The organism is Peptoniphilus koenoeneniae, from assembly GCF_030812875.1.
Classification (GTDB): domain Bacteria; phylum Bacillota; class Clostridia; order Tissierellales; family Peptoniphilaceae; genus Peptoniphilus_B; species Peptoniphilus_B koenoeneniae.
This window is the reverse complement of the sequence record NZ_JAUSTN010000001.1, coordinates 276,977-303,582: the sequence shown is the minus strand read 5'-3', so window position 1 is coordinate 303,582 and position 26,606 is coordinate 276,977. Positions and strand designations below refer to the sequence as shown.

Genomic DNA, 26,606 nt, shown 5'->3' with positions numbered 1-26,606 from the left:
TGGAGGTGTTAAATTATGAAAGAAAAAAGTCCTGCTGTAATATTGTGGGAGCTTGCATATAAGGAACATTCAAAGTTAAAAACATCTGTATTTATAGCAAGTATCGGTGTTATTGCCGGAATTGTTCCATACATTGCTGCAAGCCGTATTTTAGTCTATTTATTAAATGGAATTGCAGATTTCAAGGTCTATTTTTTATGGATGGGAATAGGTCTGTTATCTTATATTTTAAAATCTGTTTTATACTCTACGGCGTTATCTGTATCTCATAAAGCGACTTTTAGTGTATTGAAAGATATTCGCTTGAGAATGATTGATAAACTTCCGAAGATGCAGTTAGGAGAAATAATCTCTGTTCCAAGCGGAAACTTTAAGCAGATTATAGTGGATCAGGTTGAAAGTATGGAGAAACCGCTCGCTCACCTGTTGCCTGAAATGACATCGAATCTCTTAGGTTCTTTGAGTATATTTATTTACTTATTATTTCTTGATTGGAGAATGGCTCTTTTATCATTAGTATCCATTCCTGTGGGGATGCTTTTTATGGGACTCGTAATGAAAAATTATGCTGTTCAATATGAAGGATCTGTAAAGGTAAATCGAGAAATGAATTCTGCAATTATTGAGTATGTTAATGGAATAGAAGTGATAAAAACATTTAATCAAGACAAGAGATCGTACGCAAAGTACAAAGATAAAGTCATTGCAAATGCAAGATACTTTTATGAATGGATGAAGAGCTGTCAGTTACCTGTGTCTTTATCTAAAAACATATCTCCTACTACAATAATCACAATGCTTCCATTTGGTTGGTATTTCTACATTAGCGGCAGTTTAAGTGCAGAAGTATTTATATCTGTAATTATTCTATCTTTAGGTATTGCAGGACCTTTACTTGAAACAATCAATTTTGTTGATGGTCTTGCTAAGATAGGGACTATTGCAAATTCTATTAACTTAATTTTAGAAGGAAAAGAACAAAAGCATTCTGATAGAGAAGTGACTATCCAGCAATATAATATTGATTTACAAAATGTAAAGTTTGGATATGAAGAAGAAAAAGAAATTCTTCATGGAATATCCCTAAACATAAAAGAAGGTACAACAGTGGCTTTTGTTGGACCAAGTGGAAGTGGCAAGTCAACTTTAGCAAAATTAATAGCTGGATATTGGGATAGCATGGAAGGAAATATAAATATTGGTGGACACAATCTTAAGGAAATTCCATTAAAGCAATTATATAGTTTGACCGCCTTTGTTTCTCAGGATAATTTTTTGTTCAACGAAAGTATTAGGGAGAATATAAGAATGGGCAATCCAAGTGCCAGTGATAAAGAAGTAGAAGACATTGCTAAGAAATCGGGTTGTCATGATTTTATTATGAAAATGGAACATGGTTACGATACGGTTGTCGGAAGTAGTGGGAGCCATGTTTCTGGTGGAGAAAGACAAAGAATATCAATTGCAAGAGCAATGCTCAAAAATGCACCTATTGTAATACTTGATGAAGCTACTTCATATATAGATCCTGAAAATGAAGTGATTATAAAGCAAGCTTTATCAAAGCTTATAAAAGATAAAACGGTGATTATTATTGCTCATAGGTTATCAACTATAACAGATGCAGAACAAATATTCTTAATTGAGAATGGAGAGCTTGTTTCACATGGTAAGCATGAAGAACTTATGGAAGATTCTGAGTTATACCAAAAGATGTGGAATGCCCATATTGGAGTAAAGGATGGTGAAATAAAATGATAAGTGCCTTAAAGAAAATTTTAGACTTCTCAGGTGATGAGAAGAAAAATGTATACCATTCTATATGGGTAAGTTTCTTGTTTGCAATTTTTCACATGCTCCAAATCAGTGCAATATACATTATTGTTAAAGCTATTGTTGAAAAAGATATGAGTATGACACCTGCATGGATTGCTTTGATACTTCTTGTTATAAGCATAGTTGGCAGAAGTGTTGCAAATTATTATTCACAGTTACAGCAATGCCATGCAAGTTATTTTATGGTGGCAAATAAAAGAGTTGCAATAGGTGAAATGCTCAAAAAAATACCTATGGGATTCTTTAATGAAAATAATATTGGTGAAATCGTTGGAATTTCTACAACTGTTTTGGAAGATGTAGAAAATACTGCGGCAATGGTTATGGTAAATACCTTATCTGGTTTTATTAACACAATAATTTTTACAATAATGATTTTGGCTTTTGAATGGAGGATCGGTCTTATTGTTACAATTGGATGCTTGTTGTACTTATTAATTCTTTCAAAAATGGAAAACAAGTCAAGAAATGTTCTTCCTAAAAGACAAGTGGCATCGGCAAAATTAGTTGACACTATTTTAGAACAAATAGGTGGAATGGCTGTTATAAAATCCTTCAATTTAACAGGGAAAGGAGATGAAAAAGTCAGAGATGCTATTGAAAATAGTAGAAAAATAAATCTTGATTGTGAAAAACTGTTTACACCTTATACGATTTTGCAAAATATTCTTTTGGATTTGTTTAGCATTTTGATAATAGGTGCAGGTATTTTCTTTTATATTAATGGAGAACTTTCATTCTTAAATACAGTTATGACGATTATAATTTCTTTTCTTGCTTTTTCTCAAATAAAATTGGCAGGAAGTGCAACAACCTCTCTCAGAGTTGTTAGTGGATCTATTGAACAAACAAAGAAGTTAGAGGAATTTCCACAGATGGATATTGATGGAAAAGACATAAAGCCTACTACTTTCGATATTTCTTTTGATAATGTAGAGTTTTCATATTCAGGCAAAAAAATCCTTGATGATATTTCGGTCAAGATACCACAAAAACAAATGACAGCTATAGTTGGAGCTTCAGGAGCTGGAAAAACTACATTTTGTAATTTGATAGCGAGATTTTGGGATGTAGAGAAAGGAGAAATCAGCATAGGTAAACATAATATTAAAGAATATTCATTGGAGTCATTAATGAGACAAATTAGTATGGTTTTTCAAAATGTTTATTTATTTCAAGACACTATTGAAAACAATATAAAGTTTGCCAAGCCAGATGCTACTCATGAGGAAGTTATAGAAGCTGCAAAGAAAGCGTGTTGTCATGAATTTATTATGAAACTTCCTGAACAATATGAAACAGTTATAGGAGAGGGAGGTGCAAGTTTATCTGGTGGAGAAAGACAAAGAATATCTATAGCAAGGGCTATGATAAAAAATGCCCCGATTATTATTTTTGACGAAGCTACTGCAAATGTAGACCCTGAAAATGAGGATAAACTACAGATTGCTATGGAAGAACTTACAAGAGATAAAACTGTAATAATGATTGCACACAGACTAAAAACCATAAAAAATGCAAATCAAATTCTTGTCTTGGCTAATGGAAAGATAACGCAACAAGGTACACATGAAGAACTTATTCAAGTTGATGGTATCTACAAAAAATTTGTTGAAGCAAGACAAGTGGCAGCAAAGTGGCAGTTGTCATAAGTTATAAAAATATTGAAAACAACTGGAGGAAGTCATATGGGAAAACAAGATATGAAAACACAACTATTAACCAAAAGTCCTAAAGAACTGTTATTTAAGTTGGCAATTCCCGGAATAATCGGGATGATTGTCATAGGATTGTATCCATTTATGGATGGTGTGTTTGCAGGATGGCTCATTGGTGATTATGCTATGTCAGCCATTAGTGTGTCTATGTCCTTAACGATTATAAATGGAGGAATATCGGCATTGATTGGCGTTGGAAGTGCCTCAATACTATCAAGAGCAATCGGAAAGGGCGATAAAGAAACGACAGATAAAATATTCGGGAATTTTTGTTACTGGGTAATATTTTTTTCTGTAATTATCACGATATTGGGTTTGGTTTTTGCACCTCATTTTTTAGATTTGGTAGGAGCTAAAGGAAATATTAAAGAACTTGGTGTGAGATATTTAAGAATAGTTTTCTTTGGCTCTATATTTGTGAATTTTGCTCAAGCGGGAAATATGACAATGCGTGGCGAAGGTGCATTAAAGCAATCAATGATGATTATGGGCGCGGGAGCTATATTAAACATTATTTTAGATCCTATTTTTATGAAGTTGATGGGTGAATATGCGATTGAAGGTGCAGCTATTGCAACTGTAATATCTCAAATTGTACAAGCAATATTGACATTCCACTATTTTTCAAAGAAAAGTGCTTTTGTAGGGATCCATAAAATTCAAAAATACAAGGCAATTTATAGCGAAATGTTCAGTATAGGAAGTTCAGCAATGATGATGCAAATTTTATTTGCAGTACAGCAAACATTTTTGTTTAAGCAAGCCTTTGCGTATGGAGGAGATGATTGGGGAATTTTGATGTCTGCTACAATGCGATTATATATGTTTTCCTTTATTCCACTGTGGGGTATGAGTCAAGGCTTACAACCTGTTATTGGAGCTAATTTCGGAGCAAAACAATACGGAAGAGTAAAAGATACGATGAAGATTTTTATGTATGGTGCAACAATTCTTGCAGCTGCTTCATGGATACCATCAATGTTTTGTTCAGAAAAATTACTATCATTATTCAGTGTGAGAAGGGAGATTATTGAAGTTGGTGTTGTAAACTTTAAGATGTTTTATTCAACATTCATCTTATATGGAATTATGATTATGACACTTACATTTTTCCAATCCATAGGAGATGGAAAAAAAGCAGGCATGATTGTAATGCTTAGACAGTTAGTTTTATTTATTCCTGCAATATTACTATTTCCAAAGGCATTTGGAGCGTCAGCAGTTTGGTGGACAGAACCTATCGTAGATTTTAGTATGATTATGTTGGGACTGTTTTTAATGCTTAATGGACTTAGGAAAATGGGAAAAGACAAAGCATAAATACAAGGACATTTGATATAAAAGCGAAAATAATCAAAAGAGGCTGTAGGTATGGATGCTATTTATCTATAATGAACGGAGGGAAAGGGAGATGAACAAGTGTATAAGTTACCTTGTAGAATTGAAATGGAATAAAAATACTCCTTTTTTCTATAATTCTTGTAGTTGTCTGTCTTTACATTTTCTCGTCTAAACAATTAAATATAGTAAAAGAAAGAACGGATTTCTTTCATTTCAGAGGACTTCTTATGCCAAGATGCAGGAGTCCTCCTTTTTTGTCTGAAAAACAAATAGACAAAAAAGAAATGGAGGAAACTTTATGGCAAAAGAGTATTACCTTTATGTCAGAGGGCAAAAGGTAAAAGTCAGTGAAGATATTTATAAAGTCTACTGGCGAGAAAAAGAACACGAAAAGTATTTGGAGCAGGTGGACAAGAAAAACCACTTGCTATTTTTTTCGTCTCTAAATCACGATGGGAATTTTGAAGATAATCTAGAAGATAAAAATGTTGATGTTGAAAAAGTTGTAGCTACACAAATGATGATTGAAGCACTAAGAAATGCAATGTCAAAGTTAAATAAGGATGAACGAGAAATAATTGAAAGATTATATTTCAATGATGAAACACTTCGTGCAGTATCAAAGACTCAAAATATATCACATACTGCTTTAATAAAAAGGCGAGATAAGATTTTAGAAAAACTAAAGAAATTTATAGAAGAAATATAGTTTCTGGTTACCAAAGAGGGCAAATTTTCCTTTATAAAGTGAGGGGAGTTTTGTCCTCTTTCTATTTTAAAAGCAATCTAAATAATATTTGAACCTTAACAATTGAATAGACCAAGACAAGACATTAATCATTTTTGGAGCGTAATAACCTATCCGCCAAGATCTTTCTGCTGAATAATTCGGTAAAACAAGTACTGCTAAGCAAAAAGCAAGGGAAGAAGAAAGGGAGCGATAAGTAAGAGTTTGAACATAGGGAGGGATACCCTATTCGCTATGAAGAAAATGAGGATAATGATACTTCTAAGGTTGAAGCCGGCTCATCCTGAACAGAGGCGGAGGTGAGATTCCTATGTTGCTAATCCAAGGCACTTGTCAATGTCAAAAAACTTTAAAAATATTAAAATAAATATTTTAAATATATTATTTGGAGGATTTATGATTAACGAAAATATAAAAGGTGTTCGTGTTTCTGAGAAAGCATTTCTAACATTAAAAGAAGCATCTGAATATTTTAATATTGGTCAAGATAAAGTTAGACAATTAACGGATGAAAATGATTGCGATTTTGTATTATTTAATGGTAGTAAGCGTCTTATTAAGAAAAAGTTAATGGAAGAATATTTAAATAGACAGTTCTCTATTTAATCTAAAACTATATATAAAACACGCTTAATGCGGTATAATAATTATAGCGTGTCTTTTATCAAAAAAGGAGAATTTTTATGGTAAAAAGACGCAAAGATAGTAAAGGGGTTGTTTTAAAAGACGGTGAATATCAAAGATCAAATGGCACTTATGAATTTAAGTGGCAAGACAAAATAGGTCGTAGAAAATCTATGTATGCGAAAACTCTAAAAGAATTAAGAGAAAAGGAATTAGATATTTTACGCAATACTATAGATGGAATCAACAACGAAGGAAGTAGCTTATCTGTAAATGATACTTTTAAGCTATGGACAAAGGTAAAAAGAGGTTTAAAAGATAATACCTTTAAAAATTACATCTATATGTATCAACAATTTGTCGAACCGACTTTTGGTCGCATTAAACTATCTGATATTAAAAGATCTGATGTTAGAAGTTTTTATAACAGATTAAAGGAAGATCAGGGATTGATGGTTTCTACCATAGATTGTGTTCATACTGTCTTACATCAGGTTTTAGAATTAGCAGTGGATGACGAATATATAAGATTTAATCCATCTGACAATGCTTTGAAGGAATTGAAAGTAGCTTATCGAAATGAATCTCCGAAGAAAAAAGCCATGACAATAGAAGAACAAGTGCTATTTGAAGAATATTTATCTAATAGTGATGAATATAAAAAATGGTATCCAATATTCATTGTTATGCTTTGGACAGGAATGAGAGTTGGAGAAGTTACAGGATTGCAATGGGACGATCTAGATTTTGATAATGGTCTTATAAATGTAAATAGGACTTTGGTATATTATAGTAAAGGTAAAGGATTAAACAATAGATATGCTATTAATACACCGAAGACAGCATCAGGTAAGCGAAGTATTCCTATGGTTCAAAAAGTAAAAGATGCTTTTCTTATGGAAAGAGAGTTACAAAAGACTTTTGGAATCGAATGTTGTGATTCAATCGATGGATTTAAAGACTTTGTATTTTTAAATAGATTTGGTAAGGTTCACAATAATGGAACACTTAATAAAGCTTTAAGAAGAATTGTTAGAGATTGCAATTTAAGTATAATGGATAAAAATAAATCGAGCTCTAATGATATTCTATTAGTTCCACATTTAAGCAATCACATTTTCAGACACACCTTTACTACAAGGCTTAATGAACAAAATATAAATACAAAAGCAATGCAGTCTATTCTAGGTCATTCTGATATTAGTACAACAATGGATATATATGTAGATGCAACAGAAGATTTTAAGATAGAACAGATGGGAGAATTTGAAAAAGCGATGAAATTTATATTTTAGAATTTACGACAGCTTACGACAAATTTACGACAATTTGCTAGAAATCTATAGGCACTTATAGAGAGTTAGCAAATTGTCGTAAATGGAGAAGTACCATAAAATAGACTTTTATAGAGATTTAGACAATTATCTAAAGTAGAGGGGATTTTCCCAACAATGAAGCCAATTGGTAAAGAAAAAACAGAAAATGAAGATTCTTCAAAAGAAGCTAAGGGAAACAGCGATATAATTACAAAAGAAAAAATAGATTTTTCAAAAGTAAAAGTAGAGCCATTATTTGAAGATATGGTTGATTTTGATACATTCTCAAAATCTGATTTTAGAGTTGTAAAAGTTAAGAACTGCGAAGAAGTTCCAAAATCAAAAAAACTTTTGAAATTTACATTAGATGATGGTTCTGAAAAAGAAAGAGTTATATTATCTGGTATTAAGGAATATTATAGTGCGGAGTCTTTAATTGGAAAGACACTACTTGCGATTTGTAATCTTCCTCCTCATAAGATGATGGGAATCGACTCAGAAGGTATGATTATATCTGCAATTTGCGAGTACGACGGAGAAGAAAAACTTAACTTAATAATGTTGGATGATAATATTCCAGCAGGATCAAAATTATATTAAAGAACACGCTAATTATGAAACTGGGGTTTGTTACGAATCCCAGTTTAATTTTTAGGGGTATGTATGAGATGGATAATTAGAATAATTTTATTACCGATAAGATTAGTGCTGAGTTTGCTCATAGCTTTTTTAACCTTCATATTAAGTTTGAGTACTGCGTTGTTAAGCGTAGTTTCTACTTTAATTTTTATAATTGGATTAGCTAACATATTTCAAGGAGATAATCAAATTGTAATTGAAGCACTAATCTTAGCATTTTTATTTAGCCCATTTGGATTACCTAAATTAGGTATATATGTTATTGGATTATTAGAATTATTAAACTATACAATAAAATCTATTTAAAGAAAAATAAATATTAGACAATCGTAGACGATAGAAATCAATAATTCTGTCGTATTTTTTATTTCAAAGAAAGGAGGCAGGAATGAATTTTGATTATTTTTATAATAGGAAATCTGAAATGTATAACTTCATTAGGTTACCTATGGTATTGCTGGAAGATGGGATTTTTGAGAGCATTTCTATTAAATAAATTATTTTGGGAATAAGTTTTACTTATAAAATTACTAAAAATTACTATCTAACAAAAAATAAACGAGCCTTTTTTATTAAAGTTCTTCTATTATATAGGCCAATAAAAAAAGAAAATTATAATATACAAGGCAACATAAGAAAGATAAATTAAAAATATTCTCAATCTTAAAAATATGCCCTTTAAAAAAACTGAAAAATTGATTTGAATTTTCAATTTCCTATGTTATAATAACTAAGAAAGCGATAATCAAACAAATGTTAATTTATTTTAATAAAATTAAAACTAGAAACGAGTGGTTAGATGCTTAGCTTAGTAATGGCACCCTTAAATGTTAATTATAAGATTTTAAGGATTAAGTCTTTAGGAGATAGTAATGTAACTGAGTCCCACCCGGCGAATCTTGGTTTTGTCAAAGATGCAGTTATAAAAGTTGTTAATGAGAACGATGGTAATTTAATTGTATATGTTAAAGATTCCAGAGTTGCAATCGGAAAAGATATAGCGAAAAAAATATTAGTAGAGAAGATGTAAGACTTGCAAACTTTAAGAGATGCAGTTGTAGGAAAATACTACATCGTTAAAAAAATCAATGGTTCTGGTCCTTTGAAAAGAATGAGGACTAAGATGGCTATTACTATTGCATTTGCCGGCAACCCCAATAGTGGTAAGTCAACACTTTTTAACTGCCTCACTGGTTCCAACCAATATGTTGGTAACTGACCAGGGGTAACTGTTGAAAAAAGACTGTTAAGTATAAAAAAATAAACACGTTTTCATGTTGCAATGTTATTAATAAAGATAAGTAGAAAGGGTGATTAAAATGAGTAGAAAAAAGATTTTAGGATATATTTCAGCTATTATAGGTTTTTTGTTAGTGCTTGCACCAAAATTTATAACACCAGTTTGTCCTCCTATGGAAGATGGGATGTTCATGAAATGCCATTGGATGGGAAATATGACTATGGGTATTGGAGCGGTCATTTTAGTATTAGCAATCATTTTTATTGTAGTTAAAGATTCAAAAATATCTTTAGGATTATCTATTTCAAATATAGCAATTGGTATTTTAGGGATACTAAACGCTCATGTGCTTATTGGTGGATGCATGAAAGCCGATATGGCTTGCAGAGCAAAAACCATTCCATTTTGCACGTTGTTGTTAGGTATATTGGTTTTAGTTAATATTTATTATTGTATGAAAGAAAGACATTCATAATGGAATCAATAATTGAAACTGAAAATTTAAGTAAGAGTTTCAAAAGAGGTTATAATACACTTTTTGCAGTTAAAAATGTAAACTTTACCTTGGAGGAGGGAGATTTTGTCAATATAATTGGCAGAAGTGGTTCAGGGAAGTCAACTTTTTTAAATCTTTTGTCTGGTTTATTAAAGCCGACTGAAGGTAAAATTTTTGCTAAGGGCAAAGATATGAGTGATTTTTCTGATAGAGAAATTAGCAAATATAGGAATGAAATCATAGGTTTTGTGCCACAAAGTCTAGGAACACTTCCGAATTTAAATGTTTTAGAGAATGTGTCTCTTCCTTATTATCTATTTAAAAGAGATGACTCTGCTTATGAAAAGGCCGCTATGCTTCTTGATGAGATGGGAATTTTGCATTTGAAAGATGATTTTCCTAAAAATTTATCTGGAGGAGAGCTAAAAAGAGTGCTGATAGCCAGATCAATGATTAATTCGCCGGAACTTTTGATTTTGGATGAGCCTACAAGTGATTTGGATAAAAACACTACTATGGAGATAATGGATTTATTAAAAAAAATAAATTCTAAAGGTACTGCACTTATTATAGTTACTCATGAGCTTGATATTTTAAAATATGGCAATACACTTTGCCAAATGGAAGATGGAAGTTTAATAAAAAAAGAGGGATAGAGATGAATTTATTAAAGAAAAGGACTAGCATTTTCGCACTGATAGTAATCATGATTAGTCTCGCTTTCATGCCTGCTTTTGCAGCAGAAACAAATTATAGTAACTGGGTTGAAGTCGCTGATGCTATGTCAGAACATTTACAAAAAGCTGTGGAAGTTTACAAGCCTGGAGATAAGGATGCTAAAAAAGCAGCCACAGATGCAATTAATGTTGCTTACTTTAAATTCTATGAAAAAATTGGATTTGAAAAAACAACTATGTCTGCAATTTCAGGCCAAAGGGGTTCAATGGTTGAACATCAATTTTACAGAGCAAAAAAATCTATCAAAGAAGATGCAGACCCAAAAGAAGTTAAAGATGAAATTGATGCACTTATAACTTATCTTCATGAAGATGCTCATACTCTTGATGGAACCTCTGGAGATTCTAAGTCCAGTGGTCAAAGTCAAGAAGATGTAAACAGCCTTTCAACAGGTCAATTGTTGGGAGAGCTGCTAAAAAGATTTGGCACATTTTTTGCAGTTCTTGGTCTTACACTTCGTGAAGGACTTGAAGCCATTTTAGTTGTAGCTGCCATTGCTGCATATTTATCAAAGACTAATAATAGAATTTATTTAAAAGGTGTATATATTGGAGCCTTGCTAGGCATTGTTTTTTCAGTAGTCCTAGCTGGAGTATTTAATATCATCGCCAATACAGTGGGAGAAGTTGAGTCTGGAATGGGACAAGAAATATTCGAAGGAATTGCGATGTTTCTTGCTGTCATCGTACTATTTTATGTATCCAATTGGATGCTTTCTAAATCTGAAGTTGAAGTTTGGAATAGATACATTAAAAACAAAGTTGAACAATCTGTTTCCAAGGGTAATTATTTTGCCTTATCTTTCACTTCATTCTTAGCAGTAGCGAGAGAGGGTGCAGAACTTATTTTGTTTTTCCAAGGTATGAGAACAGGCATTTCTGATAATCCGATGCATATGTGGATTGGACTTTTAGTTGCCGCCATAATACTTGCAATTGTATATTATTTAATTGCTAAAGTTTCTGTAAGGCTACCATTAAAACCATTCTTTACATTTACTTCTTGGCTAATGTTTATACTTTGCTTGTCTTTCTTAGGAAAGGGCATAGGAGAATTACAAGAAGCAGATGTAATTGGCAGAACTATAGTTCCTTGGATGAATGGATGGTCTGCTGAAGTTATAGGAATATACGATAGGTATGAAAATCTTATTCCACAAATTATTCTATTAGTAGTAACCATTGTTTCTGTTATCTATCAAAATAATAGAAACAAAAAAATTAGAGCTGAGCTTGAAGCCAGCCAAGAAAAAAAATAGGAGGGTATCATGTTAAAAAAGAAAAGTTTATTTCTTGTTGTTATGACACTTGTGTGTGCATTAATGTTTACAGCTTGTGGTAAAAAAGAAGATACAAAAGCTAATAATACAGCTAAAACTTCTACAGAAGAAAAAGCACCAGCTGAAGGAAACAAGAAAGAAGCAGGAGATGCAAAAGCTGCAGCTCCAGGAGAAGATGCAGGATTTGAAGAATTTCCAATTGGCGATGACCAAACTAAAGGACCTTTAGTAATCTCTGGTGTATATTTCCAACCAGTTGATATGGAACCAGCAGGAAACTCAATTCCTAAAGAAGATGCTGACTGCCATATTGAAGCTGACATTACAGCATCACAAGAAGGTTCAACATTAGGTTATGGTGTTGGTGATTTTGTTCCATGGTTAAAAGTAAAAGCTTATTTACAAAAGAAAGGTTCAGACCATGTTCAAGAAGTAGCTTTCATGCCAATGAACGCATCTGATGGTCCGCACTATGGTGCAAATATTAAATTTGACGAAGGTGTTGGCGTTTATAATGTAAAATTCGAAGTAGCTGCACCAGGCAATGACTACTTACTACACGTAGATAAAGAAACTGGTGTAACAGGTAGATTCTGGACAGAACCACTTGTTGCAGAATGGACTGACTTCGAATGGAACGGACCACAATGGTAAAGTTTTGAAAATTTTTAATATTTTGAAGGGGAATTCACGTTCCCCTTATATGCATTTATGGGGGTGAAATTATTTTAAAAATTTTTATTAAAGTTATGGAGGCGGGAATAGCCTTTTCTCTAATGATTTCTTTAATACTTGCCTATTATACAACTAAAGAGAGCAAATATAAAAAGTATGTTATTATAATTTCTTTAGTTTTAGGGGTAATTGCAGCAATTGTTTCAATAATTATAAGAAATATACCTAATTTTATTAATAGAACAGAATTGAATTTCTGGTCTATGGTACCCATAGTTATCTCAGTATTTTTAATATTAATTTTTATGATATTTGAAGATAAGATAAATGCTAAAATTTATGATAATTTCATTTCATCATCGGTTGTTGTTTATCTTGTAGGAATTTGTTTTTATTATTTACCGTATGTATTTAACCAATCAAACAAATTTGTATATTATGGCGAAAGTGCTGTTTCAACTATTGTACTTTTTAGGATTTTAGGCTTTGTTTTTGGGATAATCATGATGATTTTATCAGGACTTGCCATATATAAGTCTTCAGTTAAACTTGAAGGTAAAAACTTAAAGATTATTGTTTTTTTGAGCTTGATATGTTCAGGTATAAGCCAATTTAACGTCATAATTCAAAGATTTTATTCTAAAGAGATTATTCCTAGAAATGTTAACTTTTTTAGAGTTATTGCATTTATAGCTAATCACGAAAATGTGTTTTTATTTGCAACAATGTTAATTATGATAGCTATTCCAGTAATTTTATATAAGCAAAATATTAAAGTTAATGAAGATTATAGCAATAGGGCTCAGTTAAGAAAAATAAAGTATAGAATGAAGAATAAAAGACATTGGGCAATTTTTTTCCTTGTCGTTCTGTTTATTAATACTTTTTCATTAACGGCTGGAAAGGCATATGCTAATAAGGAACAGGCCCTTTCACCACCTGAAGATTATCAAACTGAAAATGGAATGATTGTTATTCCTTTAAGTAGCTTAGAGGATATGCATTTGCACAGATATTTGTATAAGGCAAAGGATGGTGCAAAAATGAGATTTTTCTGCATTAAAAAATCAGAAGGTTCCTATGGAGTTGTACTTGATGCCTGCGAGATATGTGGTCCATCTGGATATTTTGAAAGAGGCGATGATGTTATTTGTAAGTTGTGCGACGTTGTAATGAATAGGGGTACAATAGGTTTTAAGGGTGGATGTAACCCGATACCTTTCCCATACATTGTCCATGATAAAAAGATAAAGATTGCGCCAAAAGATCTTGACGCATTGTCTTATGTATTTAAGTAGGAGGGCTTATGTTTTGGAGAATAGTTAAAGGAGCGCTTTTTAGACAAAAGGGAAAGATGGCTCTTATTGCATTTACAGTTGCCCTTGGAGCTTCTCTTGCCACTTCAATGTTAAATACCATGCTCGGCGTTGGAGATAAAGTTAATCAAGAATTAAAGACCTATGGAGCAAATATTAATGTATTGCCTAAGGAAGCTTCCCTTCTTGATGATTTGTATGGCATGCAAGAAAAAGAGGGGCAGGTTCAAAAATATTTAAAGGAATCAGAACTTCCAAACATTAAAACTATTTTTTGGGCTTACAATATTGTAGACTATACGCCATATCTTAACACTTGGGTTTCTTGTAATAATGATTCTAAACATACTAAGATGGTAGGAACATGGTTTAATAATCATATGGATTTGCCTACTGGAGAATCAGTTGATACTGGTATGATTAGACTTAAAAACTGGTGGGAAGTTCAAGGCGAGTGGTTATCAGAAAATGATAGCGATTCAGTTATGCTTGGAAAGATTTTTGCAGACAGAAATGGATTTAAAGTTGGTGATGAAATCCAACTAAAAAGCAATAATTTAGACAAAAAATTAAAAGTTAAGGGTATTTTCTCATCAGGTTCTGATGAAGATGCATTTATATATTCTACTTTAAAAACAGCACAAGAATTTGCTGGAGTTACTGGAGTTGTAAATAAAGTTGAAGTATCAGCTCTTACTACACCAGACAATGACTTAGCAAGAAAGGCTGCCAAAAACCCACTATCTTTAACTATTAAGGAATGGGAAGTATGGTATTGTACAGCTTATGTTTCTGCTATTTGTTATCAAATAACAGAAGTAATGACTGATTCTGTAGCTAAGCCAATTCGCCAAGTTGCAGAAAGTGAAGGAGATATTTTAAATAAGACTACTCTTCTTATGGTTTTAATTACAGTATTAACTTTGATTGGTTCGGGCTTTGGTATTTCTAATCTTATTACAGCATCTGTAATGGAAAGATCTAATGAAATTGGACTTCAAAAAGCTATAGGGGCGTCAAATGGAAGGATAATTTGCATAATTCTTGTGGAAATAATTTTGACAGCGATATTTGGAACAGTTATAGGTTACGGTGTTGGTCTGCTACTTACTCAGATTATTGGTCTAACAGTTTTTGGCTCAGCAATAGCTCCAACAGCTATGGTAGTTCCTATTGTAGCAATACTTATTATTCTTGTTACAATATTGGGGTCAATACCAGCTATAAGATACCTTTTGAATTTAAATCCAACGGAGGTACTACATGGCAGATAAACAAAGTAAAAATAAATTTTACTTAAAAATGATAATGACTTCCTTGGCAAGGAGACGTGCAAGAATGTTAACAGCACTACTTGCTATAGCTATGGGAGCAACAATTATTTCAGGACTTGTTACTATTTACTATGATATTCCTAGGCAAATGGGTAAGGAGTTTAGGTCTTATGGTGCAAATATGTTGGTAATTCCCACTAACCCTGATAAAAAAATTACCAATGAACAGTTAGATGAAGTTAAATCGTTAATTCCTTCAGGAAAGCTTGTCGGTCAGGCACCCTATATTTATACAAATGCAAAAATTAATGAACAACCTTATATGCTTGCAGGTACAGATTTAAAGGGAGCGAAAGAAAATTCTCCATACTGGCTTATTGACGGTTCATGGCCTGAAAAATCGAGAGAAGTTTTAATAGGTAATGAAGTTTCAAAGGCTTTGGAATTAAAAGAGGGAGATAAAATTATTATAAATACTCCCAAAGTTAATGGAGAAGGTTCTATAGATACTAATTTTGTTGTTTCAGGAGTTGTAACAACAGGTGGTAAAGAAGAAGAACTTATTTTTATGAGTATTGATGATATTTCACAGCTTGTTAAAGACAAAAATTTTGATATCGTAGAATATTCAATAGAAGCTGAACAAAATGAACTTTCAAAAATAGTATCAAATATTTCACAAAAGGATGGATCTCTAACTCCACAAATGGTAAAAAGAGTTACCGCCTCACAAGATATAGTTTTGAATAAATTACAAGCTCTTGTCTTCATTGTAACGATAATAGTATTATTCATAATGATGATATGTGTATCCACAACAATGATGGCAGTTGTAACTGAAAGGCGTAAAGAAATAGGTCTTAAGAAAGCTTTGGGCGCCACAAATGCCTCAGTAATCGTTGACTTTTTAGGTGAAGGAGCATATTTGGGAGTTTTTGGTGGACTTTTAGGTGTTGCATTAGGATATATATTTGCCAATAGAGTAAGTATTTCGGTTTTTGCTAGAAAGGTAAGTTTCTTGCCTCTTTTAGTACCTATGACAATTATTGTTTGTATAGTAATAACTATAGTTGCATCTTTAATACCAGTATCTAAAACTGTTGATATTGATCCAGCTTTAGTGCTTCGTGGAGAATAGAAAGGAATTTTATGGATATATTAAAACTCGTAGATGTTTCAAAAATTTATGGTGAACTTAAAGCCCTTGACAAAATTAATTTAAGTGTAGAAAAGGGTGAATGGATTTCTATAATGGGTCCATCAGGTTCTGGTAAAACAACAATGATGAATATTATCGGTGCCATGGATAAACCTTCATTTGGCGAAGTTATTTTGGATGGTGAAGATATAGCAAAAAAATCACCTAAGGAACTAACAGTTATTAGAAGGGATAAGATAGGACTTATTTTCCAACAATTTCATTTAGTTAATTATTTAAGTGCTTTGGAAAATGTAATGATGTCACAATATTATCATTCTATGCCAGATGCACAAGAAGCAATGGAAGCTTTGGCTGCAGTAGGTCTTGCTGATAGAGCCAAGCACTTACCCAACCAATTATCAGGTGGGGAACAACAAAGAGTATGCATTGCTAGAGCTCTTATTAATCATCCTACAATACTTTTAGCCGATGAACCCACAGGAAATTTGGATGAAAAGAATGAATATATAGTTCTTGACATATTTGAAAAACTTCACAATGCAGGATCAACAATTATTGTTGTAACTCACGACCCTGAAGTCGGTGAAGAATCTGAAAGAATGATAACTCTTGAACATGGTAAAATTTCAAAAGAAGAAAAAATGAAAAGAAAAAGACCAGTTCTTGATTCTGTAAAAAAAGATGAAAAACTTAAGGAGTTTATATGAGAAAATTTTTAAATGTATTAATAATTTTTTCTTTGGGGCTTGTCCTAGTTGCTTGTGGAGGAGATAAAAAAGAAGAAGCTCCAAGCGTAAGCTATAAAGACGGCACATATCAAGGAGAATCTGCCAAAGATGAAAGAGGCGGACTTGTAAAGGTGGATATAACCGTTAAAGACAATAAGATTGAATCTTGCACAATGCAAAACATTGATGGAGATGGAAAAGAAAAGGATGAATCTTATGGTCAAAGCCAAAATGAAGGACTATATAAGATAGCCCAACAAGCTATAAATCTTGCAAAGTCATACCCAGATAGATTAGTGGAAAAAGGAAATCCTGAAGGAGTGGACGTTATTTCGGGAGCAACAGAAACCTACAAGCAATTTATAGAAGCTTGCAATAATGCTCTTGATGGTGCAAAATAATGAAAGATTTATACACAATTAATTTAGCAAAAAAAAATATAGAAAATAAGAAGACAAGATCAATTACCTTGATTTTTCTTGTAGGGATTTTAACTTTTATTTTATTCATGTCATCATTTATAATTTTTTCTCTTAAAAATGGCATGAAATCTTTATCAGATAGGATGGGAGCAGACATTATAGTAGTTCCAGAAGGTTATGATTCTAAAATTACAGGTGCAATATTAAGGGGAGAACCTAATACATTTTTTTTTGACAAGGACATATTAAGTAGAGTAAAAAAAATACCGGGCATAGAAAAAGCTTGTGGCCAAGTTTATCTAGCTACACTTTCTGCTGGATGCTGTTCTTTTCCCATTCAAGTTATAGGAATTGACTTTTCTGATGACTTTAGCGTTAAACCTTGGCTTGAAAAACAGATTAAAACTCCAATTAAAGCTGGGCAAGTTGTTGTAGGTGCTAACATTGTGGGGAATATTAATCATAAGGTTAAATTTTTTAATCAAGAATTTGATATAAGAGGTAGGCTTGCAAAAACTGGCATGGGTTTTGATAATTCAGTTTTTATGACAATAGAAGAAACTCATAGATTAGCCAAGGAATATGAAAAGATAATTAATCATCCGGTGGCAAAAAAAGATGATATATCTTCTATTTTAGTAAAAGTTGAAAAAAACAAAGATCCAAAAACAATTCAAAAACTTATTAAAGAAGAATTTAAAAAAGAAAAAGTGTATCCTTTATTGCCAAGAAAAATAATGACACAAGTTTCAGATTCAGCAAAAAACATGCTTGTATATGTGTATATATTGATAGCTTTGATTTGGATACTAGCTTTCTTTATTTTAAGTCTTGTAAATACCTTATCAGTTAAGGAAAGGAAAAGAGAATTTGCAACCATAAGGATATTAGGAGCAACAAAGAAAAAACTCAGTGAAGTAGTTCTTATTGAATCTATGCTAATTAATGGTACAGGTGCAGTCATAGGTTCTGTGCTTTCCTTTGTTTTAAGTATAACTTTCAATAATGTATTTTCATCACTTTTGAAAATGCCTTTTTTAAGACCGAATATATTCCTTATGATTTTAATGTTAATAATAGTAATAATTTTGGGAACCTTGTTAGGACCAATATCTTCAATTATTGCTATTAATAAAATAAATAAAGTAGAATTATTATTGATGCAAAGAGATAATGATTAAAATAGGCTCTTTGTCAAATTTTGGGGAGACTTGTTAACTCGAGTCTCTCTTTTCATTTAAAAATCAATACTTAAACGCTAATAAAAGATCAAAACTAAAATAACTAAAAAACCATTAAAAATAAACATAGCAAACAAGACTCATAGGGGTTTTGCGAAATTTTCCCATTTTCTTATCCCAACAATGAAGCCAATAGGCTTAGAAAAGGTAGAAAATAGGGATTCATCAAAAGAAATTTACGAAACTTACGACAAACTTACAAAAGAAAAAATAGACTTTTCAAAAGTAAAAGTTGAACCGCTATTTGAAGACCTAGTGGACTTTGAAACTTTCTCAAAATCTGATTTTAGAGTTGTAAAAGTTTTAAACTGCGAAGAAGTTCCAAAATCAAAAAAACTTTTGAAATTTACATTAGATGATGGTTCTGAAAAAGAAAGAGTTATATTATCTGGTATTAAGGAATATTACAGCGCAGAGTCTTTAATTGGAAAGACACTACTTGCGATTTGTAATCTTCCTCCTCGTAAGATGATGGGAATCGACTCAGAAGGTATGATTATATCTGCAATTTGTGAGTACGACGGAGAAGAAAAACTTAACTTAATAATGTTGGATGATAATATTCCAGCAGGATCAAAATTATATTAAAATAAATTTAAAAACAGGGGTTATTAATTAAAATAATTCCGGTTTTTTTGAGGTGATTATTTGGAATATATAGGAAAAGTTTATAGACCTCCATCAGAATGGAGGAGTTTAATTGTTCAGGCTACTGTTGGGTGTAGTAACAATACCTGCACCTTTTGCTCCATGTATAAAGACGATTATTTTTATGTAAAAGATGAAGAAAAATTATTTAAAGAACTTGAAGAAGAATCAAAAAATTTTAATGGATATAGAAGAGCTTTTATAGGTGATGGAGACGGTCTTTGCCTATCTAAGGAAAGAATAATAAGACTTAATAAAAAAATTAAAGAACTCTTCCCTTACATTGAAAGAATAGGAATATATTCAACTGCAAAAGATGTAAACAAAAAATCTTTAGAAGAATTAAAAGAAATTAAAGAGTCTGGAATAGAAATTGTTTACATGGGAGTAGAAACAGGTTCGGACCTACTATTAAAAAAAATAAAAAAGACTGAAAATAGAGAAAGTTTTTTAAAGGCGGCAAAAAAACTTCATGCTGCAAATATAAAACAAAGTTTAACCCTTATAACAGGTCTTGGAGAAAATAAAAATATTTTAGAATATGCAAAGGATACAGGAGATTTAATATCAGAAATGAATCCAGAATACTTATCATTTTTAGCATTGACTTTAGAGCCTGGCTCTGAACTTTATGAAAAATATATGCAAGGTAAATTTTATTTGCAAAATCCCAAAGAATCATTAGAAGAAATATATTATTTTTTAAGCTTTTATAAGGGCAAAGGACCAACAATATTTCGTTCAAACCACGCATCAAATTATTTGTCATTAAAAGGTCAGATACCTGAAGATGTTGAGAAATTAAAAAAACAAATAGAAAATGCCATTATGAATAATAATTATAGACCGGAATATTTAAGAGGCTTATAAAGCTTACAATTAAATTCACTAGGAAGAATTGAATTTTATTATCATAAGGGCTATTATAGTAATGTAAATAAAAAAGGAGGAATTTATGGAAATAAGTAAAGAATTTTTAAAAAAATTAAAAGATGAATTTGAATCCTGTCGCACAAATAGAATAGCTCAACGTGCTGCAACAAACACAGGACTTTTAGAAGCATCCGTTGACAGATTTGAAGACAAAATAAATCAAAATCGTCATACTTTCAATATAAACTTAAAAGAAACAGAAGTTAGAAACCAAAAAAAATCAGGACGTTGCTGGATGTTTGCATCTTTAAACCTTATGGAATATAAACTTTGTCAAAAAAATAATTTAAAAGAATTTGAACTTTCACAAAACTATACTTTATTTTATGACAAACTTGAGCGCTCTCATTATTTTTTACAATCAATTGTAAAAACATTTGACCAAGATGTACATGGAAGATTAGTAAGCCATCTTTTAACAGACCCTATGGGAGATGGTGGACAATGGGATATGCTAAAAAATATAGTTAAAAAATATGGAATAGTCCCAAAATATTCAATGCCAGAAACAGAAAACTCTTCAAATACATCAAGTATGGATTCATATTTAACAAAGATGTTAAGAATGTTTGCAAAAGATTTAAGAAATGCCCATGAAAATGGAAAATCAGATGAAGAAATTCAAAAAATAATAGAAGAAGACATGAAAGCCATTTATCGTACCCTATGCATTTGCTTAGGAACACCACCAAGCAAAATTGATTTTGAAGCAAGAGATAAAGACGATAAATTTATTTCACATAAAAATTTAAGTCCAAATGAATTTTTTGATAAATTTGTAGGAATGAATCTTGATGATTATATTTCAGTTATAAACGCACCAACAAAAGACAAACCATATTACAAATCCTACACCGTAAAATATCTTGGAAATGTTGTAGAAGGAGACATTGTAAGATATGTAAATGTTCCTATTGAAGAAATGAAAAAAATGGTTTTAAAGCAACTTCAAAGTGGTGAACCTGTTTGGTTTGGATGTGACGTAGGACAAAACTTCTATAGACAAGGATCAAGACTTGACCTTGAAAGTTTAAGAGTAGATGAACTTTTAGGAGTTGACTTTAAATTTAATAAAGAAGAACGTCTTGACTATAAAGAAAGCTTAATGACTCATGCAATGGTATTTATGGGATGCGACTATGATGAAGAAAAAGACAAAATAAATCGCTATCGTGTAGAAAATTCATGGGGAAAAGATGCAGGCTATAATGGATTTTTAGTAATGAGTGATGAATGGTTTAACGAATATATGTATCAAGTATTAATTAACAAAAAGAATATTTCACAAGAAATAGTAAAAGCATATGAAAGTAAACCAACTGAACTTGAACCATGGGATCCAATGGGTTCACTTGCATAAAAAAAGATATATAATATAAAACTTCTCGTAAAAATTGCGAGAAGTTTTTTTATTAAAAAATCAAAAAAAGTTAACCCCGGTTAACAAATTTAAAAACAATAAAAAGTAGATATATACAAACTTGTAGAAGAAAAATAAGAAATAAACAAAAAAAGGTAAAGAATAAATCTTATCAAAAACCTTTACTTTAAAAAATTACTTTGATACTATCAAAAGCATAATAATATCAATTATCAGGAGGTAATTTTTGAAATACATATTTATAATTTTAGGATTTATTTTTTTAGGAATAGGTATAGTTGGAATATATTTGCCACTTTTACCGGCAACACCTTTTCTACTTTTAGCAACAGCATGCTTTGCAAGAGGATCAAAAAAGTTTGAAAAATGGTTTAAAAATACAAAAATTTATAAAAATAACCTAGAGCCTATAAAAAACAAAGAAGGCCTTAGCCTAAAGAAAAAGATAAAAATTTTAGCCACGATAACTCTTTTTATAGGAATATCATTTTACTTGGTAAAAAATTCTCATGGAAGAATTTGTCTTATTATGGTTTTACTTTTTCACTATATTTATTTTTTCACAAAAGTTAAGACTGTTAAGGAGATGAAAGATGCTAAATAAAAAACTTTTAAATGAAATAGGTAGAGAAAAAAAATCCATAATAACCTTAATAATTTTAAAAATACTTGAACTTTTAACAAATATAGCCTTAATATTTGCCATAGGTAAATTTATAGAAGAAATTGTAGCAGGAAAATATGAAGAAAAAATATTTATAATTCAAATATTATTAATAATAATTGCAAAAATTTTAATAATAAAAATAAACTCCTACATATCCTATAAAGTATCAGTAAATATAAAAAAATCTTTAAGACAAAGACTTTTTAGAAAAATTTATGGATTTAAAATGGAATATGGAGAAAAAATATCTATATCTGAAATAATAAACTTAAGTGTAGAAGGAATAGAGCAACTTAATATATTTTATGGAGAACTCTTGCCCCAACTAATTTTTTCAATTTTAGGACCCCTTATTTTATTTTTAATAATGTCCTTAATAAATATAAAAATTTCTCTAATAGCCCTTGTTTTTATACCCTTTATACCCATAGCCATAATGATGGTACAAAAACTTGCAAAAAGAGTTGTAAAATCCTATTGGAAATCATACACAAATTTGGGAGAAGTTTTTATAGATTTTTTATATGGACTAAGCACCCTTAAAATCTTTAATACCGCTGACAAATATAACGAAAAATTAAATAAGATGGCAGAAGATTTTAGAATGAAAACAATGAAACTTCTAATGGTTCAGCTTAACAATATAACAGTAATGGACTTAGTTTCCTACACAGGAAGTGCCACAAGTATTTTTATGACCCTTTATTACTTCAGTAAAGGAGAAATTAATATATTTACAGGCTTTGCATTTATTTTACTATCTCAAGAATTTTTTACTCCCCTAAGAAGACTTGGAGCTCTTTTCCATGTAGCCATGAATGGAATTTCAGCAGCAAATAGCCTATTTGAAGTTTTAGACATAAAAGAAACCGAAGATGGTATAAATGAAATTACAGATGAAGAAGTAGAAATAAGCTTTAATAACCTTAACTTTTCTTATGACAAAGAAAAAATATTAGAAAATTTAAACCTTAAATTTAATAAAAATCAAATAACTTGTTTAGTAGGAAAAAGTGGTTCAGGAAAATCGACCATTGCAAAACTAATTTGCGGAATGCTTAAAAACAAAGAAGACTCAATTATTTATAATGGAAAAACCAATATAAAATCAGATAGCTTAATAGAAAATATCTGTATGATAGATAATTCTCCCTTTATTTTTAGCCAAAGCTTAAAATATAATCTTCTTCTTGCAAACCCCTTGGCAAAAGATGAAGAACTGGAAGAAAGCTTAAAAATAGTTGGACTTTATGAATATTTTAAAAATCAAAAGGGACTTGATACACTTCTTGAAAGCCAAGGAAATAACCTGTCCGGAGGTCAAAAACAAAGAATTTCCATAGCAAGAGCAATATTAAGAAAACCGAAAGTTTTAATTTTAGACGAAGCTATTTCAAATATAGACATAGAATCAGAAGAAATAATATTAAAAGTATTATCGGAAATGAAGAAAAATATGAACATAATTTTAATAACCCATAGACTTAGAAACACAGAAAACTCAGACTATATATACTTTGTTCAGGATAAAAAAATAATAGAAGAAGGAAGCTTTGAAGAAATGCTAAATAAAAATAATTTTGCGAAGCTTTATAAGGCTCAAATGGACTTAGAAATGTGGGGTGTCAAATGATAAGTCTAAAAGAAAGAAAAACTCTCTTACAAGACCTCTTAGGGCTTGTAAAGCCATTAAAAATCCAAATGTGTTTTGCAATTTTGTTCGGACTTTCTGGACATGTTTTTGCAAGTCTAATACCAGGACTTGGCTCTTTGTACTTTGGGAAAATATATATGGGAGAAAATATAAAACTTAAAAATATTTTAATTTTACTCCTTATCCTTGCAATTTTAAGAGCCCTATTTAAGTATATTGAACAACTCTTCAACCACTATGTAGCCTTTAAAACTCTTGCCATAATAAGAGATTTGGTATTTAAAAGCTTAATAAGACTATGCCCAGCAAAAATGGACACAAAAGACAAGGGACAACTTATATCAATAATAACCTCAGACATAGAACTTTTAGAAGTATTTTATGCCCATACAATATCGCCAGTATTAATAGCATTTTTCCACACACTTATATTTTTCATAATCCTATTAAAAATAAATGTAAAATATGGTATTTGCCTTTTAATTTTTCATATAATTCTTGGAGTAATTGTTCCTGTCATAACTGAAAAATTAGGCAAAAAAGTAGGAGAAAGCCAAAGAAAAAATCTATCAAACCTAAACTCATCAATCCTTGAAAGCTGTAAGGGAATAAAAGAAATAATTAATTTTTCAAGGCAAGAGCAAAGATTTGAAGAAATAGGAAAATTAACAAGAGATTTAAACAGGTCCTCAAAAAAATTGTCAAAAAATATGGGGAACAATTTTTCCATATCATCAAGCCTAATAATACTAGCCGATTTAATATTTATACTTATAGGATCTAATCTCTATAAAAATGGACAAGTAAACTTTGTAAATTTAATATTTCCAATAACAATATTTATATCATCCTTTGGACCAACATCAGCCTTAGCATCCCTTGGAAACAACTTAGTACTCACCTTTGCATGTGGAAAAAGAGTAATGGGCATATTAAAAGAAAAAGCAGAAGTAGAAGAAATTAAAAACAAAAAAGATATAAGCTACGAAAATATAGACCTTAAAAACATAGAATTTTCTTATGATGAAACAGAATTAATAAAAAACTTTAACCTATCAGGAAAATTAAACGAAATAATAGGACTTCAAGGAAAAAGCGGTTGCGGAAAATCTACAATTTTAAAATTAATAATGAGATTCTTTGATCCAAAAAAAGGCGAAATTTTCTTAAACAGTGAAAATATAAAAAATATAAATAGCAAAAACTTAAGAGAAAATATTTCCTATGTAGCTCAAGAAAGCCATCTTTTTAAAGGAACAATAAGAGAAAATTTATTAATAGCAAAAGAAGACGCAAAAGAAGAAGAATTAATAGAAGCAACAAAAAAAGCAAACATATATGACTTCATAGAATCCTTAGAAAAAGGATTTGACACAGAGATAGTAAAAGATAAGACCCTACTTTCAACAGGACAAATTCAAAGACTTGCCCTGGCAAGAATCTTCCTAAGAGATTCAAAATTATATATCTTAGATGAACCAACAGCAAACATAGACGCTTATAACGAAGGAATAATATTAAAATCCCTCTACAAAGAAAAAGACAACAAAACAATTTTTATATCCTCCCATAGGAAAAGCACCCTTAGAATCTGTGATCGTATAATAAATATGGAAAGGAGTATAAGTTCGTAAATGAAAAAAACAGATCTAACAAAAATGCAGGTCCAATATCTTTTATTTTTAAACAATAATTCAGGAAAAAATACAATAACTGAATTTTCAAAAAACTTTTATTGCTCCAAGGCAAACGCAAAAAAAATAATGGATAGAATGGTTATCTTAGGCATATTCTATAAAGAATTAAACAGATATTATTTAACAGCCATAGGAGAAAAATACGCAGAAGCATACAATAAAAAAATAAGTAATTCACAAATAATAGTAGAAAACGCCTTTAAAATAAAAGACGAAAAAAATAGAGAAATAGCAGAAGAATTAATTTATATAGAAAATTTAAATGACGTTATAGAAGACCTTTCAGAAAAAATAAAAGAAATAGAAAAATTAAAAACTAAAATAGCGGGAGAGGACATCCTTAACATATATTCAAAATTTCCCTGTGAAACCCATCTAACAATCTATAAAATCAGTGAAAATAACAAGGAGTCCTTTGTTGAAAACTCCATGGCAATGATGGGATTTGAAAAAAATTTTGAAATAATAGAAGACGAAGAAGCCTACATTTGTATAAAATCAAAAATAATAGAAAAAATTCATGGAGGATACAATAAAAAAGCCATAGCAATAATCTTATGCTATGAAGACGAAAAAGGAATCCATAAAATAGATGGAGAAAATGGAATTTTTAAAATTCCCCTAAAAGTTGTAAAATATTGGAACAAATTGGGGAAAAGCTCTATGCAAACATCAGTGAATTTAACCATAAAATCCCAAATAGGTTTTATCAGTCATGTAGAAAAAGCAAATTTTATTTTTTTTGTTAACCTAAGTTAATATCAAAAATAATTATCATTATTTAAAAATAATGGCTTAAATTTAAACTTAATAAAATTAATTATCAAAAAGAA

24 protein-coding genes and 4 pseudogenes are annotated in these 26,606 nt (G+C 30.7%); all 28 read left to right on the top strand.

All coding sequences use genetic code 11. From position 1 onward, the window contains the following. The first annotated feature begins 15 nt into the window (after window positions 1–15). The 28 genes and pseudogenes from J2S72_RS01525 to J2S72_RS01390 all read left to right on the top strand — a co-directional run bounded on the left by J2S72_RS01525 (window position 16) and on the right by J2S72_RS01390 (window position 26,532). Window positions 16–1,758 (top strand): ABC transporter ATP-binding protein, encoded by a 1,743-nt coding sequence (locus J2S72_RS01525; RefSeq protein WP_023055696.1) that lies wholly within the window; start codon window positions 16–18, stop codon window positions 1,756–1,758. Continuing rightward, window positions 1,755–3,488: an ABC transporter ATP-binding protein gene (locus J2S72_RS01520; protein ID WP_002836637.1), complete on the top strand. Its 1,734-nt coding sequence runs from the start codon at window positions 1,755–1,757 to the stop codon at window positions 3,486–3,488. Before J2S72_RS01525 ends, J2S72_RS01520 begins: the two co-directional genes overlap by 4 nt. 36 nt (window positions 3,489–3,524) lie before the next feature. Further along, entirely contained in the window at window positions 3,525–4,874 is a 1,350-nt protein-coding gene (locus tag J2S72_RS01515) for an MATE family efflux transporter (protein ID WP_002836636.1), read from the top strand. A 319-nt stretch (window positions 4,875–5,193) separates the two neighbouring features. Then, window positions 5,194–5,604 carry a sigma-70 family RNA polymerase sigma factor gene (locus J2S72_RS01510; protein ID WP_002836635.1) on the top strand — a complete coding sequence of 137 codons (411 nt, stop codon included), beginning with the start codon at window positions 5,194–5,196 and terminating at the stop codon, window positions 5,602–5,604. A gap of 435 nt (window positions 5,605–6,039) precedes the next feature. Beyond that, on the top strand, window positions 6,040–6,249 hold the full coding sequence (locus J2S72_RS01505) for an excisionase (protein ID WP_009345237.1): 210 nt from the start codon (window positions 6,040–6,042) through the stop codon (window positions 6,247–6,249). A 77-nt stretch (window positions 6,250–6,326) separates the two neighbouring features. After that, window positions 6,327–7,562, top strand: a complete 1,236-nt coding sequence (locus tag J2S72_RS01500) for a site-specific integrase (protein ID WP_023055720.1) — start codon at window positions 6,327–6,329, stop codon at window positions 7,560–7,562. A 144-nt stretch (window positions 7,563–7,706) separates the two neighbouring features. Then, a pseudogene (gene metG / locus J2S72_RS01495) lies at window positions 7,707–8,183 on the top strand (methionine--tRNA ligase subunit beta); the annotation flags it as partial. A gap of 63 nt (window positions 8,184–8,246) precedes the next feature. Next, window positions 8,247–8,528, top strand: a complete 282-nt coding sequence (locus J2S72_RS01490; RefSeq protein WP_036739552.1) for a CD1845 family protein — start codon at window positions 8,247–8,249, stop codon at window positions 8,526–8,528. Between the two features lie 82 nt (window positions 8,529–8,610). Next, window positions 8,611–8,715, top strand: a pseudogene (locus J2S72_RS01485) (replication initiator protein A); the annotation flags it as partial. 306 nt (window positions 8,716–9,021) lie between these two features. Continuing rightward, window positions 9,022–9,252, top strand: a complete 231-nt coding sequence (locus J2S72_RS01480) for a FeoA family protein (RefSeq protein ID WP_023055725.1) — start codon at window positions 9,022–9,024, stop codon at window positions 9,250–9,252. A 93-nt stretch (window positions 9,253–9,345) separates the two neighbouring features. Then, window positions 9,346–9,438, top strand: a pseudogene (locus J2S72_RS01475) (FeoB small GTPase domain-containing protein); the annotation flags it as partial. Between the two features lie 103 nt (window positions 9,439–9,541). After that, on the top strand, window positions 9,542–9,937 hold the full coding sequence (locus tag J2S72_RS01470) for a DUF4418 family protein (protein WP_023055721.1): 396 nt from the start codon (window positions 9,542–9,544) through the stop codon (window positions 9,935–9,937). Further along, window positions 9,937–10,614 (top strand): ABC transporter ATP-binding protein, encoded by a 678-nt coding sequence (locus tag J2S72_RS01465; RefSeq protein WP_023055713.1) that lies wholly within the window; start codon window positions 9,937–9,939, stop codon window positions 10,612–10,614. The genes J2S72_RS01470 and J2S72_RS01465 overlap by 1 nt, the downstream gene beginning before the upstream one ends. 2 nt (window positions 10,615–10,616) lie before the next feature. Beyond that, window positions 10,617–11,954: an FTR1 family iron permease gene (locus tag J2S72_RS01460; RefSeq protein WP_036739548.1), complete on the top strand. Its 1,338-nt coding sequence runs from the start codon at window positions 10,617–10,619 to the stop codon at window positions 11,952–11,954. A gap of 9 nt (window positions 11,955–11,963) precedes the next feature. After that, a complete protein-coding gene (locus J2S72_RS01455) occupies window positions 11,964–12,629 on the top strand; it encodes an iron transporter (protein ID WP_023055711.1) in 666 nt (221 codons plus the stop codon). A gap of 95 nt (window positions 12,630–12,724) precedes the next feature. Further along, window positions 12,725–13,948, top strand: a complete 1,224-nt coding sequence (locus J2S72_RS01450) for a DUF2318 domain-containing protein (protein ID WP_023055697.1) — start codon at window positions 12,725–12,727, stop codon at window positions 13,946–13,948. Window positions 13,949–13,956: 8 nt separating this feature from the next. After that, a complete protein-coding gene (locus J2S72_RS01445) occupies window positions 13,957–15,240 on the top strand; it encodes an ABC transporter permease (protein WP_023055694.1) in 1,284 nt (427 codons plus the stop codon). Next, on the top strand, window positions 15,230–16,378 hold the full coding sequence (locus J2S72_RS01440) for an ABC transporter permease (protein ID WP_023055710.1): 1,149 nt from the start codon (window positions 15,230–15,232) through the stop codon (window positions 16,376–16,378). Before J2S72_RS01445 ends, J2S72_RS01440 begins: the two co-directional genes overlap by 11 nt. 11 nt (window positions 16,379–16,389) lie before the next feature. Continuing rightward, window positions 16,390–17,109: an ABC transporter ATP-binding protein gene (locus J2S72_RS01435; RefSeq protein ID WP_023055704.1), complete on the top strand. Its 720-nt coding sequence runs from the start codon at window positions 16,390–16,392 to the stop codon at window positions 17,107–17,109. After that, window positions 17,106–17,531: an FMN-binding protein gene (locus tag J2S72_RS01430; RefSeq protein WP_023055716.1), complete on the top strand. Its 426-nt coding sequence runs from the start codon at window positions 17,106–17,108 to the stop codon at window positions 17,529–17,531. Before J2S72_RS01435 ends, J2S72_RS01430 begins: the two co-directional genes overlap by 4 nt. After that, window positions 17,531–18,733 (top strand): ABC transporter permease, encoded by a 1,203-nt coding sequence (locus J2S72_RS01425; RefSeq protein WP_023055701.1) that lies wholly within the window; start codon window positions 17,531–17,533, stop codon window positions 18,731–18,733. The genes J2S72_RS01430 and J2S72_RS01425 overlap by 1 nt, the downstream gene beginning before the upstream one ends. Window positions 18,734–18,904: 171 nt before the next feature. Then, a pseudogene (gene metG / locus J2S72_RS01420) lies at window positions 18,905–19,381 on the top strand (methionine--tRNA ligase subunit beta); the annotation flags it as partial. A gap of 60 nt (window positions 19,382–19,441) precedes the next feature. Beyond that, window positions 19,442–20,311: a radical SAM protein gene (locus J2S72_RS01415; RefSeq protein ID WP_307494864.1), complete on the top strand. Its 870-nt coding sequence runs from the start codon at window positions 19,442–19,444 to the stop codon at window positions 20,309–20,311. A gap of 85 nt (window positions 20,312–20,396) precedes the next feature. Then, window positions 20,397–21,734: a C1 family peptidase gene (locus J2S72_RS01410; RefSeq protein ID WP_023055705.1), complete on the top strand. Its 1,338-nt coding sequence runs from the start codon at window positions 20,397–20,399 to the stop codon at window positions 21,732–21,734. 247 nt (window positions 21,735–21,981) lie between these two features. Beyond that, window positions 21,982–22,359 (top strand): YbaN family protein, encoded by a 378-nt coding sequence (locus J2S72_RS01405; protein ID WP_023055717.1) that lies wholly within the window; start codon window positions 21,982–21,984, stop codon window positions 22,357–22,359. Continuing rightward, window positions 22,349–24,055, top strand: a complete 1,707-nt coding sequence (locus J2S72_RS01400; protein WP_307494863.1) for an ABC transporter ATP-binding protein/permease — start codon at window positions 22,349–22,351, stop codon at window positions 24,053–24,055. The genes J2S72_RS01405 and J2S72_RS01400 overlap by 11 nt, the downstream gene beginning before the upstream one ends. Continuing rightward, window positions 24,052–25,710, top strand: a complete 1,659-nt coding sequence (locus J2S72_RS01395) for an ABC transporter ATP-binding protein (RefSeq protein WP_307494862.1) — start codon at window positions 24,052–24,054, stop codon at window positions 25,708–25,710. The genes J2S72_RS01400 and J2S72_RS01395 overlap by 4 nt, the downstream gene beginning before the upstream one ends. Next, window positions 25,711–26,532 (top strand): hypothetical protein, encoded by an 822-nt coding sequence (locus J2S72_RS01390; protein ID WP_307494861.1) that lies wholly within the window; start codon window positions 25,711–25,713, stop codon window positions 26,530–26,532. It begins immediately after the preceding gene. Window positions 26,533–26,606 lie beyond the last annotated feature (74 nt).